This window comes from Pseudonocardia sp. 73-21, assembly GCF_001899645.1.
In the GTDB taxonomy this organism is placed as follows: Bacteria; Actinomycetota; Actinomycetes; order Mycobacteriales; family Pseudonocardiaceae; genus Pseudonocardia.
This window is the reverse complement of the sequence record NZ_MKVV01000014.1, coordinates 112,496-127,168: the sequence shown is the minus strand read 5'-3', so window position 1 is coordinate 127,168 and position 14,673 is coordinate 112,496. Positions and strand designations below refer to the sequence as shown.

Below are 14,673 nucleotides of genomic sequence, written 5' to 3'. Positions count from 1 at the left end.
CGCGAACGGGGCGTGCGGGCGACGATCACCGACCGGAGGAGCCGGATGCCGGAGGCATCGATTCTCGACCTGAGCGTGCGTGAGCTGCTCGGCGCCGTGGCGGCGCGGACGTCCGCGCCCGGGGGCGGAGCGGTCGCCGCGGTGGCCACCGCCCTCGCCGCGGCGCTGACGGGCATGGCCGCGCGGTTCGCGCTCCCGGACGGTGACGTCGGGGCCGGGGAGCCGGGCGCCGACGGGCGGCGGTCCGTCGTCGGCGAGGCGGACGGGTTGCGGGAGCGGGCCGCCGTGCTGGCCGACGCCGACGCGACGGCCTACGCGGCGTTCCTGGCCGCGCTGCGCCTCCCGCGTGACGACCCGGGCCGGGCCTGCGCCGTCGAGTCCGCGCGCGACGGGGCCGCCGCCGTCCCGGGGGAGATCGCCGCGCTCGCCGCGGCGGTGTCGGACCTGGCCGTGCCGCTGGTGGACGGGGGCAACCCGAACCTGCGCGGGGACGCCGTCGCCGCGGTGCTGCTGGCCGGGGCCGCCGCGCGGACGGCCGCGGAGCTCGTGGCCGTCAACGTCGGCGCGGATCCGCGGACCGACCGCGCGCGGGCGTACGCCGCCGCCGCGCAGGACCGGGCCGATCGGATCTCGCCGACCACCGTCCCGGCACCGGTCGCGGAGAACGCGGAATGACGGCCCACCTCGTCGACGGCCGTGCCGTCGCCAAGCGGCTCAAGGACGAGGTCCGCGCCGAGCTGGCCGAGCTCGACGGGCCCTGCGGCCTGGCCACCGTGCTGGTCGGCGACGACTACGCGGCGAGGGCCTACGAGCACCGGCTGCGCCGGGTCGCCGCGGAGCTGGGCGTCGCGTACCGCCACTACGTCCTCGACGCGTCCGCCGACCAGGAGTCCGTGGAACGGGTCCCACATCGACGAGGGCGCGGTCTTCCGGGCGCTGGACCCCGCCACCGACATCGAGTCCGTGCACCCGGAGAACGCCGGCCTGCTCGCGCTGGGCACGCCGCGGTTCGTGCCGTCCACCCCGGCTGCGGTGTTCCACGTCCTCGACGGCTGGCTCGACGAGGTCGGCGAGGACCGCACCGCGTTCTACCGCCGCTCCACGATCGCGGTGGTCGGGCGCTCCAACAACGTCGGCAGGCCCGCCGTCGCGCTGGCGTTCGCCCGGCAGGCCACGGTGCTGTCGTGCGACGAGTGGGCCAGCCGCACCGGCCGCCTGGCCGAGCTGTCGCGGAGCGCCGACGTGCTGGTCGTCGCCGCGGGCGTACCGGGCTGATCGGCGCCGAGCACGTCGCTCCCGGAGTCGTCGTGCTCGACGTCGGCATCAACCCGGTGACCGGCGCCGACGGCCAGATCCACCTTGTCGGCGGCGTGGACACCGAGGCCGTCGCGCCCATCGCCCGCGCCGTGACGCCGGTGCCGGGCGGCATCGGGCCCGTCACGGATGTCTGGTTGATCCGGAACACGGTGGCTGCGGCACGGGGTGCTCAGCAGGCCGCGGGAGGCGCGAGCGTGCGGGCGCGGCGGATCAGCCAGCCGGGGCCCGGGCCCTGCATGTCGTAGGCGAGCCGCCAGTTCGTGCAGGTCTGCCCACTCGGGCCGTACGTCGCGTCCTGGGTGCTGGTGAACGTCATGTCCACCTCGACGCGGTCGGCTCCCGTGTCGCGGACGGCCGTGATCACCGGGTCCCTGATGGCGGTGGTGGACTGGCCGTGCGTCCACTTCGCCAACCCGCCCCTGGCCGGGTCCGAGGCGGGGCTGAAGTAGGCGAACGCGTCGGCGTAGCGCTTGTCGTCGATGCCGGAGACGTAGCCGGCGAGCACGGCCCGCACCTCGTCGGTGGCCGGGTGGGTGATCCCGGGCGCGAGGGCGACGAGGCCGGCGGCCGCCGCGGTGGTCGGGGCCGGCGGTGCCGTGGTGGCCGCGGCATCGAACGTGGGGGTGGACGTGCCCCCGTTCGTCGTGCGCCGGTCGAGCAGGAACACCCCGCCGGTGACGCCCAGCGCGACCACGACCACCGCGGCCACCAGTGCGAGCACCAGCGGCCGCCGGGACGGACGCGGGGGCGGGGGCAGCGGCGTGGCGACCATCGTGCCGCCGCGGGGCAGCGGCGAGGGCGGCAGGGGCGGGAACACCGGCCCGTGGGAGGTGACCGGCGCGTACTCGGGCGGCGGGGCGAGGCTCTGCACCACGGGGCGCGGCGGAGGGGCGACCGGGGGCGCGGCCCTGGTGGCGGTGTCGCCGTGGCGCGGGTCGGCGCCCTCGACGACCGCGCGGGTCACCGGCCGCCCGGTGACGTGCTGCGCCCGCTGCAGCTCACCGATCACCTCGGCGGCGGAGCCGAACCGGCCCTCGGGGGCCTTGGCCATCAACCGTTCCACGATGAGGGCGACCGGGTCGGGGATGCCCCGCGCGCGCAGGTCGGGCAGCGGGTCGCGGACCACGCGCGCCACGGTGGCCACCGCGTCCTCGTCCGACGCGCCGACGAACGCGGGACGGCCGGTGAGCAGCGCGAACAGCGTGGCCCCCAGGCCGTAGAGGTCGGTGCCGACCGACGCGACCCCGTCGAGCAGCCGTTCCGGAGCGGCGTAGGCGGCGCTGGCGCGCACCCGGCCCTCGACGCTGGACGTGACGCCGGGCATCCGGGAGATCCCGAAGTCGCCGAGCGTGGTCTCGCCGTAGCGGGAGACGAAGAGGTTGGCGGGCTTGAGGTCGAGGTGCAGCACGCCCGCGCGGTGCGCCGTCTCCAGGGCGCCGGCCACCGACACCGCGCGGTCGAGCACCTCCGCCCAGGGCAGCGGCCCGTCGCGCTCGAGCCGGTCGGCGAGCGACCCGCCCGTCATGACGTCCATCACGATGTAGGGGTGCCCGGCCGTGGTGGCCCCGCCGCGGTGGACCCCGACGATGTTGGGGTGGCCCGACAGCGACCCCATCGCCTGGCACTCGCGCGCGAACGCGCGGCGCACGTCGTCACCGCCCAGGCGCTCCCGCAGCACCTTGACGGCGACCGCGCGGCCGAACTCCGGCTCGTCGGCGGAGTAGACGGTGCCGAAGCCGCCGCGCCCGATCTCGACGGCGTTGGTCAACCCGGGGACGCCGAGGTCGGGGTGATCGGCCACCGGGGCAGTCTAGGCACCCCGGTGGCCGGTATCAGTCAGATGGACAGCAACCGGTCGAAGAAGCTGCGGTAGCGGCGCAGGGCCAGCCGCATGTCCTCGGTCGAGGTCTCGTCGGCGGCCATGCTCCGCTCGATGCCCTTGCGCTGCTCGGTGAACAGCGTCTGCAGCTCGTCGAGCAGCTCGCCCACCAGCGCATCGGCGTCGGCGACCGCCTTGCGCGGCTCGTCGACGAACTGGCCCTTGACCGCGTCCCAGCGGGAGCCGTAGGACTCGGCGCGCTCGGTGCTCACGAGCCGCTCGCGGCCCGACGAGTCCTCCCCCTGGGAGGTCTGCGCGACGGCGCCCGCGCCCGATCCGGCCGGGGTGGTGGCGGCCGCACCGGCGGGGCTCCCGCTGCCGTCGTGGAGTGCGGTGTGGTCGCCCGCGGTCCGGTCGGTCGCCACCGGGCCGGTGGCCGCCGCCGGGTCGGCGCTCGAACGGTCGACGCCGGCGCGGTCGGCGTCCGCACGCCCGACGTCCACGGTGCGCGCGCCGGCCGGTGCGGTGTACCCGGGACCGTCGGCGCCCATGTCGGTGTGCCGAGCGCTACCGGGGGTGGTGTCCGCGGGGTCGCCGAGGCCGTGCTGGCCGGGAGCGGCGGCGCCGACGACGCCCGCTCCACCGCTGCGCCGGTGGTCGTCGGGCTGCTGCTGGGAGGACCGGTCGTCGAACCGGGCGCCGGTCGAGGCGTCGAGGGGCTGCTGTGCGGCGCGCGGGTCGGCCGTGGCCCGCGCGTCGGCAGGCTGTCCCTCGAACCGCGCGCCGGTGGGCGCCTCGGCCGGGGCCTGTCCGGTCGGTCGCGGGTCGGCAGCGGGCCGGCCCTCGGTGGGCTGCCCGTCGAACCGGGCCCCGGTCGGGAGACCGGCATCGGCGCCGGCGCCGGACCGTTCCTGCTCGGGGCGCTCGGATTCGGCGGTGCGGTCATCGGCGGTGCGGTCGCGGTCGGTGCGGTCGGCGTTGTCGCCGCGGCCCAGGAGGTCGTTGATCGCGCCCCGGACCCCTCCGGTGGTACGGCCGTGCTCGTCGGGCTGGTGGGGGTGGCTCATCGCGTGCGCTCCTCGGTGGTCGGGTTCTGGGCGTGACGGCCGTTCACGGCGCCGCCGTCGCCGGTGCGGGTGTCGTGGCCCAGCAGGGTGTCGATCAGTGCGCGGTAGGACGTGACGGCGTGGCGCTGCTGCTCGGTGTCGGCCGTGCCGTTCTGCGTCGCCTCGTGGATGGAGCGGGCGTCGCGGTACTGCTGCACCACCTGCGGGTGCTCGACCGAGAGGTCCTCGGCGCGGCGCTCGAAGTCGTCCACCGGGTAGCCGCGGGTCCGCATGATCTCCACGACGAGCCCGTCGGCGTGGTGCACCGCCTGCACCGGGTCGTCGACGAACCCGCGCTGGATCGTCGTCCAGGACGACGCGTAGTGGTCGCGCTCGTCGGCGCTCAGGTCGCGGACGTCGAGCTCGCGGTGCCGCTGCTCACGCTCGGTGAGCGCGGCCTCGGTGGCCCGGCGGTCGCCGGTCTCGGCCAGCGTCCGCTCGTACTCGGGGCCGTAGTGCTCCTGCAGGTGCTCGGAACGTCGACGGCGCGACAGCAGCACGCCGGCGACCGCGAGGGCGATCACCAGCAGCACGATGACGACGATCAGGACGATCGTTGTGGTTCCCACCGGTCACCTCTCTGTGTGATGGAAGGCACACTCGTTCGAGTGAACCGTTGCCCCCTGGTTCCCGAAGTGACGTGATCGGCAAACCTCGGCTCCCTGCCGCGTTGACCCCGGGTGGGGCCGTGTGGTCCAGTTCTGGGCGACGGCAGTGGAGGAAGTCGGTGTGAGTCCGACGCGGTCCCGCCACTGTCACCGGGGATGTGACGCCCGTGTTCGTGACCACCGCGAGAGCGGGAAGGTCGGGCGGCCGCAGCTGATCCGGGAGCCAGGAGACTCGCTGCCGTCGCGGTACCCCCGAGCAGAGGGCGCGGACCCTCGAGGAGAACACGGATGACGCCTGTCCTGCTGCTGTCCCCCATCCTTCTGCTCAGCACAGCCGACACGGAGCTGCTGGCCGCCCGGTCGTCCGGAGCGCTGTGGCGCACCGCCAACCCCGCGCGCGTCGAGCCCGACGGCCTGCCCGCGCTGCTCGACGGTGTGTCCGTGGTGGTGCTGCGGCTGCTCGGCGGGCGGCGCGCCTGGCCCGTCGGCGTCGACGCGCTCGTGGCGTCGGGGCTGCCGGTGGTGCTGCTGGGCGGGGAGGCCTCGCCCGACGCCGAGTTGATGGCCGCCTCCAGCGTGCCCGCGGGCGTCGCGTCGGAGGCGCTGGCCTACCTCGCGGCCGGGGGCACCGACAACCTGCGCGAGCTGCACCGGTTCCTGTCCGACACGGTGCTGCTCACCGGTGAGGGCTTCGCCGCGCCCGCCCCCACGCCCGAGTTCGGGGTGCACGGCTCCCGCGTGCAGGACCCGGACCGGCCCACCGTGGGCGTCGTCTTCTACCGGGCCCACGCCCTGAGCGGCAACACCGCGTTCGTCGACACCTTGTGCGACGCGATCGAGGCCCGCGGGGCCAACGCGCTGCCGGTGTTCTGCGGGTCGCTGCGGGGGGCGTCGTCGGATCTGATGGCGCTGCTGGGCTCGGCCGACGCCCTGGTGGCGACCGTGCTCGCGGCCGGCGGCACCGTCGCGTCGTCGGCGTCCGCCGGGGGCGAGGAGGACGCCTGGGACGCCGGTGCGCTGGCCACCCTCGACGTGCCGGTGCTGCAGGGCCTGTGCCTCACCACCTCGCGCGCGACCTGGGCCGACTCCGACGCGGCGCTGTCGCCGATGGACGCCGCGATGCAGGTGGCCATTCCCGAGTTCGACGGCCGGCTGATCACCGTGCCGTTCTCGTTCAAGGAGACCGAACCGGGCGACGACCTGCCCGTCTACCGCGCCGACCCCGAGCGCGCGGCCCGGCTGGCGGGCCTCGCGGTGCGGCACGCGTCGCTGCGACGCAAGCCCGTCGCCGACCGTCGGCTGGCCATCGTGCTGTCGAGCTACCCGACCAAGCACTCGCGCGTCGGCAACGCCGTCGGGCTCGACACCCCGGCGTCGGCCGTGGTGCTGCTCAACGCCCTGCGCGACGCGGGCTACGCGGTGGGGGAGTTCCCGCAGGACTCCGACGAGCTGATCCACACGCTCATCGCGGCGGGCGGGCACGACGTCGAGTGGCTGACCGAGGAGCAGCTCTCGGCGGCGCCCGCGCGGGTGGCGCTGGAGGACTACGAGCGGTGGTTCGCGGCGCTGCCGTCCGCGCTGACCGACGGGATCCTGGAGCACTGGGGGCCGGCCCCCGGTTCCCTCTACGTCGACGGGACCGACATCGTGCTGGCGTCGCTCACCTTCGGCAACGTGATGCTGATGATCCAGCCGCCGCGCGGTTTCGGGGAGAACCCGATCGCGATCTACCACGATCCCGACCTGCCGCCGTCGCACCACTACCTCGCGGCCTACCGCTGGCTCGCTGAGACATCAGAGAATGGCTCCTTCGGCGCCGACGCGGTGGTGCACCTGGGCAAGCACGGCACCCTCGAGTGGCTGCCCGGCAAGGGGTTGGGCCTCTCCGCGGAGTGCGCGCCCGACGCCGTGCTGGGCGAGCTGCCGCTGGTGTACCCGTTCATCGTCAACGACCCGGGCGAGGGCACGCAGGCCAAGCGCCGCGGCCACGCCGTGGTGGTCGACCACCTCGTCCCACCGATGGCCCGCGCCGACACCTACGGCGAGATGGCCAAGCTGGAGCAGCTCCTCGACGAGTACGCGACGGTCCAGGCGATGGACCCCGCCAAGCTCCCCGCCCTGCGCGCCCGCATCTGGGAGGTCGTGCAGGCCGCGCAGCTGCACCACGACCTGCACGTGGACGGCCAGCCCGGCGAGCAGGACTTCGACGACTTCGTGCTGCACATCGACGGCTACCTGTGCGAGGTCAAGGACGTCCAGATCCGCGACGGCCTGCACATCCTCGGCGGGGTGCCGGAGGGGGAGGCGCAGGTCAACCTGGTGCTGAGCATCCTGCGCGCGAGCCAGGTCTGGGGCGGCCGCAAGGCGCTCCCGGGCCTCCGCGGTGCGCTGGCGGAGTGGGCGGGCCTGGACGAGCAGGCTCTCCTCCGGGACCCCGGCGCCGTGGTGCCAGAGGGTCAGGAAAGCCACTTTACGGACGTCTCAGGACAGCAGAGTGGCTTTCCTGACCCCGGTGGTGGGCGCCTCGCGCGGCTTGTCGCCCTCGCTCCGGGGCCTTCCCGCACCGGTGCTGATCTCGTCGACGTGCTCGAGGGGGTCGCACGCGCGCTCGTCCTCGCCGTGCAGGAGCGGGGGTGGGCCGGTGGTGCGGCCGTGTGTGCCGAGCTGCTCGGCGAGGCCGTCCCGGACGTCGTCGCCGTGCTGGAGTTCGGGTGCGCGGAGGTCGTGCCGCGGCTCGGGCGCACCACCGACGAGATCTCCGGCGTGCTGCACGCCCTCGACGGCGGGTACGTGCCCGCCGGGCCGTCCGGCTCGCCGACGCGCGGGCTGGTCAACGTGCTGCCGACCGGCCGCAACTTCTACTCCGTCGACCCGAAGGCGATCCCGTCGCGCAGCGCGTGGGAGATCGGGTCGATGCTGGCCGACTCGCTCATCGCCCGGCACGTCGCCGACACCGGGGAATACCCACGCTCGGTCGGGCTCACGGTGTGGGGCACCTCCGCCATGCGCACCCAGGGCGACGACCTCGCCGAGATCCTCGCGCTCATCGGTACGCGTCCGGTCTGGGACGAGGCCTCGCGGCGCGTCACCGGCTTCGAGATCGTGCCGGCCGCCGGGCTGGGGCGGCCCCGCATCGACGTCACCGTGCGCATATCGGGGTTCTTCCGCGACGCGTTCCCGCACGTCATCACGCTGCTGGACGACGCGTTCGCGGCGGTCGCCGAGCTGGACGAGCCCTCCGAGGTGAACTACCTGCGCGCGCACGTGGAGGAGGACGTCGCCACCCACGGCGACCGCCGCCGGGCCACCGCACGGATCTTCGGCTCCAAGCCCGGTGCGTACGGGGCCGGGTTGCTCCCGCTGATCGACGCCCGGAACTGGCGCAGCGACGCCGACCTCGCCGAGGTCTACGCGGTCTGGGGCGGCTACGCCTACGGCCGCGGCCTCGACGGGCGGGAGGCGCGCGCGGACATGGAGCAGTCCTTCCGGCGCATCGCGGTCGCGGCGAAGAACCAGGACACCCGCGAGCACGACATCGTCGACTCCGACGACTACTTCCAGTACCACGGCGGGATGGTCGCCACGGTCCGCGCGCTCACCGGCCGTACGCCCGCCGCCTACGTCGGCGACTCGGCCGTCACCGACGCGGTGAAGACCCGCACGCTCGCCGAGGAGACCAAGCGGGTGTTCCGGGCGCGCGTGGTCAACCCGAAGTGGATCGCGGCGATGCAGCGCCACGGCTACAAGGGCGCGTTCGAGCTCGCCGCCACCGTCGACTACCTCTTCGGCTACGACGCGACGGCCGGCGTCGTCGACGACTGGATGTACGCCCAGCTCGCCGAGAGCTACGTGTTCGACGAGACCAACCGCGCGTTCATGGAGAAGTCCAACCCGTGGGCGCTGAGCGGGGTCACCGAGCGGCTGCTCGAGGCGGCCGACCGCGGGATGTGGGCCAAGCCCGACGACGCCGTGCTCGACCGGCTCAAGCAGACCTACCTGGAGCTCGAAGGCGATCTGGAGGGCGAGTCGTGAGCACTCTCGTGGGGGTCGGGATGGGCCCGGGCGACCCCGACCTCGTCACCGTCAAGGCCGCGAACCTGCTGGCCAAGGCCGACGTGGTGTTCGTCCCGGTCGGCGACAGCGACAATTCCCACCCACCCGAGACCGGCCGCGCCGAGCAGACCGCGCTGTTCTACGCCGAGGCCTGGCGCATCGAGCGCGTCGTGTTCGCGCTGCACGACCGCGAGCACACCGCCCGCCGTGAGCGGGCCTGGGACGACGCCGCGGCCCAGGTGGCGGCCTGGTTCGCCGAGCACCCCGGCGGCACGGCCGCGTTCGCGACCATCGGCGACCCGTGCGTCTACTCCACTTTCACCTACCTCGCGGCGACGGTCCGCGAGCAGGTGGGGGAGCTGACGGTGGAGCTGATCCCGGGCATCACCGCGATGCAGGATCTCGCCGCCCGCAGCGGGACGTCGCTGGTGGAGGGCCGCGAGACGCTCTCGCTGTTCCCCATGACGGCCGGCCCGGAGCGGTTCCGCGAGGCCCTGGGCCGCGGTGACGCGGTGGTGGCCTACAAGTTCGGGCGCATGCTCCCGGAGACCCTCGCCGCCCTGCGCGACACCGGCCGCATGGCCGGCGCGGTCTACGGCGCGGCGCTGGGCCTGCCGGACGAGGACATCCGCCGTGCCGCGGACCTGGACCCGATGGGCAGAGGCCCGTACCTCTCGACGCTGATCGTCCCCCCACGACGCGAGGGCCGCGGCCATGGACTGCGCTGACTGCGCTGACTGCGCTGACTGCGCTGAAGCGCCCGTGCGCGGATATCGGGGTCAGAGCACTGATTTCCGCGCACGACCTCGGAAGGAAGCCTGACGTGGAGTTCTACGACGTCGTGAAGTCGCGGCGGGACGTGCGGTCGGGGTTCCTGCCCGAGCGCCCCGTCGACGACGCCGTGCTGCGGCGCGTGCTCGAGGCGGCCCACGCCGCCCCGTCGGTCGGCTTCTCCCAGCCGTGGGACTTCCTCGTCCTGCGCGACCGCGCCATCCGCGAGCGGGTGCACGCCCACGTCGCCGCCGCCCGGGCCGCCTACGCCGCCTCGCTGCCGCACGCGCGGGCCGCGGCGTTCCGGGAGCTGAAGGTGGAGGCCATCCTCGACACCCCGCTCAACATCGCCGTCACCTGCGACCCCACCCGCGGCGGCCGTCACACGCTCGGCCGCCACACGCAGCCGTCGATGGCGCCCTACTCCACCGTCGGGGCCGTGCAGAACCTGTGGCTCGCCGCGCGCGCCGAGGGACTCGGCGTGGGCTGGGTCAGCTTCGGCGACGAGCGCGCGATGGCCCGCGAGCTGGGGCTGCCGGGGCACCTGGAGCTGGTGGCGTACCTGTGCGTCGGGCACGTCGAGCGGTTCGCCGACGAGCCCGAGCTGGCCAGCGCCGGCTGGGCCCGCCGCCGCCCGCTGGCCTGGGCCGTGCACCACGACACGTTCGGCCACCGCGCGCTGCCGGGCGAGGAGCCGACGGACCTGCTGGCCGGGACCCTCGCCGCGATCACACCCCCCGACGACGACGCGCGCGCGGCCGCCCGCGACCGCCTCGACCGCATGACCATGCCCCACGGCGCGCTGGGCCGCGTCGAGGACGTGACCGTGACGCTCGCCGGGATCGCGCGGGCCTGCCCGCCGCCGGTCCCCGAGCCCGCGGCCGTGGCCGTGTTCGCCGCCGACCACGGTGTGCACGCGCAGGGGGTGACGCACTGGCCGCAGGAGGTCACCGCCCAGATGGTGGCCAACTTCCTCGACGGCGGTGCGGTGGTCAACGCGTTCGCGCGCCAGCTCGGGGCCGAGATCTGCGTCGTCGACGTGGGCGTGGCCGCGCCGCTCGACGCTGCGCCCGGGCTGCTGCCCCGCCGGGTGGCCGACGGCACCGCCGACATGACGGCCCGGCCCGCGCTCACCCGCGAGCAGGCGCAGCAGGCCGTCGAGGTCGGCATCGAGACCGCCCGCGACCTCGTCGCCGCCGGCAACCGCTGCCTGGTCACCGGCGACATGGGCATCGCCAACACCACCGCCGCCGCCGCGCTGATCTGCACCTTCACCGGCGCGGACCCCGCCCAGGCCACCGGCCGCGGCACCGGCGTGGACGACGCGATGCTGCTCCACAAGACCGACGTGGTGCGCCGCGCGCTGGAACGCCACGCCCCGGACCCGACCGACCCGCTCGGCGTCCTCGCCGCGTTCGGCGGGCTGGAGCACGCGGCGCTGGCCGGGTTCGTGCTGGGTGCCGCGGCCACCGGGGTCCCGGTGCTGCTCGACGGCGTCAACGCCGGCGCCGCCGCGCTGGTGGCCGCCGCGTTCGCCCCCGCGGCCGTCGGTGCGTGCGTGGCCGGGCACCGCTCGGCCGAGCCCGGGCACCGGCTCGCGCTGGCCCACCTGGGCCTGGAACCGCTGCTGGACCTGGGCATGCGGCTCGGCGAGGGCACCGGCGCGCTGCTGGCGCTCCCGGTGCTCCAGTCGGCTGCGCGTGCGCTGCACGACGTCGCGACGTTCGACGCGGCGGGCGTCGTCGACAAGAACTAGCCGCCGCCCACCACCCGCCGACCCCCCACAGGGCGACACGAGGTGCGCGGGCTCCCGGACCGCCACACGTCGGTCATGTGGCGGGGTAGCGGCGGACCGGGACGGCGCGGCCGCGGTCAGGCCCAGGCCACCACGGCGCTGACGGGGAGGTGGTCGCTCGGGCCGCGGGGACCCACCCGCACGTCACAGGCCTCGACGCTCCTTCGCACCACGTGGTCGAGCTGCATGTTCGGCCGCCACGACGGGTAGGTCGACGCGGCCCGCGACGGGCTCCAGCCCGAGCGGGCCAGGGCCACGCGCAGCGCCGGCGTGGGCAGGTTGAGATCGCCCAGCAGCAGCGCGGGGCCCCGGCCGGCGAACCCCAGCGCCACCCGTAGCTGGCGGACCGAGAGCCAGAACTGGAACGACAGGTGCGTGGTGGCCACGGTGAGCTCGCCGACCCGGGCCCGCAGCACCGCGCGGGGCTCGCGGTCCCACCCCGGCAGGACGCGCCCGACGTGTTCGGGCCCGCGCCGGCCGTGCCCGCCACCGGGCAGCGCGCAGCGCGCGACGTCCAGCAGCGGGGTGCGGCTGATCAGGCCGACGCCGTAGGCCGGGCCGCCCGGGTCGGGGCCCGCGCCGGGGCCGGGGGTCCAGCCGCGCTGGGGGTCGCCGAGCAGGGCCGGGGCGAACACGCCGTGCCAGCCGAGCGCCGTGGCCAGCTCCGCGACCTGGTCGACGCGTCCGGTGCGCGGCAGTCCCCGGTCGACCTCCTGCAACGCCACCAGGTCGACGTCCATCGCGTCGATGTCGGCCGCGACCCCGGCGAGGTTGATGCGGCCGGTGCGGACGTCCAGGCCGTGCAACAGGTTCCAGGTGGCGACCCTCAGACCCGTGCGCGCCACGATCATGACCCTATACGGGCATCCGCCGCCCCGGCGGCGTGCCTCGGGCGGGTCACTCCAGGCTGGCCAGCGCGTCGGCGCGGGTGAGCGCGGGGTCGTCGGCGGCGAAGGTGCGAGCCCGGCCGGGGCCGGTGCTCCGGGTCTCGAACCGGACGGTGACGCGCCCGTGCCCGGCGCCCTGGACCCAGCCGTGGCCGTGTCCGGCGTGGGCCACGTCGTCGCCGGTGCGCCACGGGCGCGCGACGTCGGGCACCTCGGGCGACGCCTCCGGTTCCTCGTGCACGGTGACGGGGGCCGGCAGCGAGGTGTCGAACAGTGCCGGTGGCGGCTCGTCGCCCAGCCCGGCCAGCGACACCCCGAGCAGCCGCACCCCGCCCTCGGGCACCGCGGCCACCGCGAGCCGCTGCGCCACCGCGGTGAGCGTGCCGAGATCGGTGCTGGCGTAGGCCGCGGTCTCGGAGCGCGTGAACGTGGCGAAGTCGGCGCTGCGCACCTTGACGGTGACCGTGCGCGCCGCCCGCCCGGACGCCACCAGCCTGCGGTGCGCCGACTCCGCCAGCTTCGCGACCTCGTGGTGCACGGCCGACATGGCGGTGAGGTCGGTGTCGAAGGTGGTCTCGGAGCTGACCTGTTTGGCCGCTCCGCGCGGCGCGACGGGGCGGTCGTCGACGCCGCGGGCCAGCCGGTGCAGCTCGCCGCCCATGGCGTTGCCGAGCAGGCTCGTGGCCTCGCGCAGCTCCAGCGCCGCCAGCGCGCCGATGGTGAGCACGCCGGCGCGGTGCAGCGTCGCCTCCGCGACGGGCCCGACGCCCCACAGCGACCGCACCGGCAGGGGGTCGAGCACCGTGCGTTCGGAGTCCGGGCCGATGACGCGCAACCCGTCGGGCTTGGCCAGCTCGGAGGCGATCTTCGCGGTCTGCTTGCCCGACCCCGCCCCGACCGACGCGGGCAGCCCGGTGGCCTCCCGCACGGCCGCGCGCAAGGCGACGCCGAACGCCTCGACCTCGGCCGCGGTGGCCCCGGCCAGCGCCGGCGGCTCCAGGAACGCCTCGTCGACCGACACCGGCTCCAGCACCGGCGCCGCGTCGGCGAGCACGGCCATCACCCGCTCGGACAGCGCCTGGTAGAGCACGAACCGCGGCGGCACGACGGTGGCGCCGCGGCACAGCCGCCGGGCCTGCCCCATCGGCATCGCCGACCGCGCCCCGAACACGCGCGCCTGGTAGCTCGCCCCGGCCACGACGCTGCGCGGCCCGAGCCCGCCGACCAGCACGGGCCGGTCGCGCAGGGTGGGGCGGGTGAGCTGCTCGGCGGAGGCGAAGAACGCGTCCATGTCGAGGTGCAGGACCCACCTCCCCCCCGTTGACGCTGCCGCGGCGCTCACCCGGGCATTGTCGCCGACACCACCGACAGGTTCAGCGGAGTACGGCGTCGCCGTCGTTCTCGACGACGTCGGGAACGACGGGGCCGAGCCCGGCGACCGCGGCGGGGTAGTCGGAGGCCGGGCGGAGGTCGTGCAGCCACACCGGGTCGGCCGGGGCACTCCCGCCCGTCCAGTCGCGGACTCCCTCCGGGCCGAGGGTGATCGCGTTCATCGGGCTGGACAGCCCCTCGCCGGTGGCCTTGAGCAGCGCCTCCTTGCGCGTCCACGCCCGGAAGAACTCCGCCGGTGCGGGCGGTCCGGCGGCGTGGAGCTCGGCGGGGGAGCACACGTGCCGCGCCATCGACGGCAGGTCCTTCATCGCGCGGACCTGCTCCACGTCGAGCCCGACCGGGCCGCCGGCGTGCACGGCGAGCCCGACGATCTCGCCCGCGTGGGTGAGGGAGAAGTGGGGCCCGCCGGGGAGCGTCGGCTTGCCGTGCGGCTGCCCGCACCTGCACGTCCGGTCGAACACCAGTCCGGACGCCGACGCCCCGAGCAGCTCGGCGAGCACCAGGCGCGTCAGGGCGTGCGCGGCGAGGTAGCGGGCGGTGTCGGCGGGGCGGCGGAAGCGCTGGAGACGGTCCTGCTCGTGGTCGTCGAGGAGGGGGAGCAGGTGCGGGGCGTCCACGGGGGCGACGGGCGCGGCCCACCACACCTGGCACGGGGTCGTCACCCGTCCATCCTGCCCCGGTCGAGATGCGCAGGGCCGCCGGCCCCCGTGGACGCGGGGGCCGGCGGCACCGGCGTTCATCGGCTCAACCCGTGCGGCGTACCGGGTTGACCCGGCGGCCCTGCGCCGACGAGCGGGCGGGCCTCGCGGGACCTCCGGAACCGCGGTAGCTGACGGTTGCGGGGTCGGGCTTCTTCTTCCCCCGCCGCTCGGCGCGGTTCATGGGGGCAGGCTGGGGCGGGTTCGGTGCAGGCACGGGTGTCTCC

At 75.5% G+C, this 14,673-nt stretch carries 11 protein-coding genes, 2 pseudogenes and 1 riboswitch; of the genes and pseudogenes, 6 read left to right on the top strand and 7 right to left on the bottom strand.

Annotation, left to right across the window (positions count from 1 at the left end; genetic code table 11):
* Positions 1–45: 45 nt before the first annotated feature.
* From BGP03_RS02485 to BGP03_RS35710, 3 genes and pseudogenes are all read left to right on the top strand, one after another.
* Complete coding sequence (locus tag BGP03_RS02485; protein ID WP_298799660.1) at positions 46–675, top strand: cyclodeaminase/cyclohydrolase family protein; 630 nt, start codon at positions 46–48, stop codon at positions 673–675.
* A pseudogene (locus tag BGP03_RS35715) lies at positions 672–887 on the top strand (tetrahydrofolate dehydrogenase/cyclohydrolase catalytic domain-containing protein); the annotation flags it as partial. The gene BGP03_RS02485 and the pseudogene BGP03_RS35715, both read left to right, overlap by 4 nt.
* Before the next feature lie 76 nt (positions 888–963).
* Positions 964–1,562 (top strand): annotated as a pseudogene (locus tag BGP03_RS35710) (hypothetical protein).
* Here BGP03_RS35710 and BGP03_RS02475 read toward each other — a convergent pair.
* From BGP03_RS02475 to BGP03_RS02465, 3 genes are read right to left on the bottom strand one after another with little or no spacing between them, the layout of a single operon-like run.
* On the bottom strand, positions 1,487–3,118 hold the full coding sequence (locus BGP03_RS02475) for a serine/threonine-protein kinase (RefSeq protein WP_298799662.1): 1,632 nt from the start codon (positions 3,116–3,118) through the stop codon (positions 1,487–1,489). The pseudogene BGP03_RS35710 and the gene BGP03_RS02475 sit on opposite strands and share 76 nt — an antisense overlap.
* 35 nt (positions 3,119–3,153) lie before the next feature.
* Positions 3,154–4,203, bottom strand: a complete 1,050-nt coding sequence (locus BGP03_RS02470) for a hypothetical protein (RefSeq protein ID WP_298799663.1) — start codon at positions 4,201–4,203, stop codon at positions 3,154–3,156.
* Complete coding sequence (locus BGP03_RS02465; RefSeq protein ID WP_298799665.1) at positions 4,200–4,811, bottom strand: hypothetical protein; 612 nt, start codon at positions 4,809–4,811, stop codon at positions 4,200–4,202. The genes BGP03_RS02470 and BGP03_RS02465 overlap by 4 nt, the downstream gene beginning before the upstream one ends.
* Before the next feature lie 127 nt (positions 4,812–4,938).
* Positions 4,939–5,088: riboswitch (cobalamin riboswitch) on the top strand.
* A gap of 50 nt (positions 5,089–5,138) precedes the next feature.
* Between BGP03_RS02465 and cobN the strand changes: the two genes are divergently transcribed.
* From cobN to cobT, 3 genes are all read left to right on the top strand, one after another.
* A complete protein-coding gene (cobN, locus tag BGP03_RS02460; protein WP_298799666.1) occupies positions 5,139–8,882 on the top strand; it encodes a cobaltochelatase subunit CobN in 3,744 nt (1,247 codons plus the stop codon).
* Positions 8,879–9,631: a precorrin-2 C(20)-methyltransferase gene (gene cobI / locus BGP03_RS02455; protein WP_296370726.1), complete on the top strand. Its 753-nt coding sequence runs from the start codon at positions 8,879–8,881 to the stop codon at positions 9,629–9,631. The genes cobN and cobI overlap by 4 nt, the downstream gene beginning before the upstream one ends.
* A 95-nt stretch (positions 9,632–9,726) precedes the next feature.
* Positions 9,727–11,430, top strand: coding sequence for a nicotinate-nucleotide--dimethylbenzimidazole phosphoribosyltransferase (gene cobT, locus BGP03_RS02450; RefSeq protein ID WP_298799667.1), 1,704 nt, complete (start codon positions 9,727–9,729; stop codon positions 11,428–11,430).
* Between the two features lie 116 nt (positions 11,431–11,546).
* Here the strand turns inward: cobT and BGP03_RS02445 are convergent, their stop codons facing one another.
* The 4 genes from BGP03_RS02445 to BGP03_RS02430 form a co-directional block, all read right to left on the bottom strand.
* The gene (locus BGP03_RS02445; protein WP_298799668.1) at positions 11,547–12,314 is read right to left on the bottom strand and encodes an endonuclease/exonuclease/phosphatase family protein; all 768 of its coding nucleotides are present in this window, start codon (positions 12,312–12,314) and stop codon (positions 11,547–11,549) included.
* Positions 12,315–12,366: 52 nt separating this feature from the next.
* Positions 12,367–13,698, bottom strand: coding sequence for a DNA polymerase IV (locus BGP03_RS02440; protein ID WP_296370723.1), 1,332 nt, complete (start codon positions 13,696–13,698; stop codon positions 12,367–12,369).
* Between the two features lie 31 nt (positions 13,699–13,729).
* Positions 13,730–14,410 carry a 4'-phosphopantetheinyl transferase superfamily protein gene (locus BGP03_RS02435; RefSeq protein WP_298799669.1) on the bottom strand — a complete coding sequence of 227 codons (681 nt, stop codon included), beginning with the start codon at positions 14,408–14,410 and terminating at the stop codon, positions 13,730–13,732.
* An 82-nt stretch (positions 14,411–14,492) separates the two neighbouring features.
* The gene (locus BGP03_RS02430; RefSeq protein ID WP_296370721.1) at positions 14,493–14,630 is read right to left on the bottom strand and encodes a hypothetical protein; all 138 of its coding nucleotides are present in this window, start codon (positions 14,628–14,630) and stop codon (positions 14,493–14,495) included.
* Positions 14,631–14,673 lie beyond the last annotated feature (43 nt).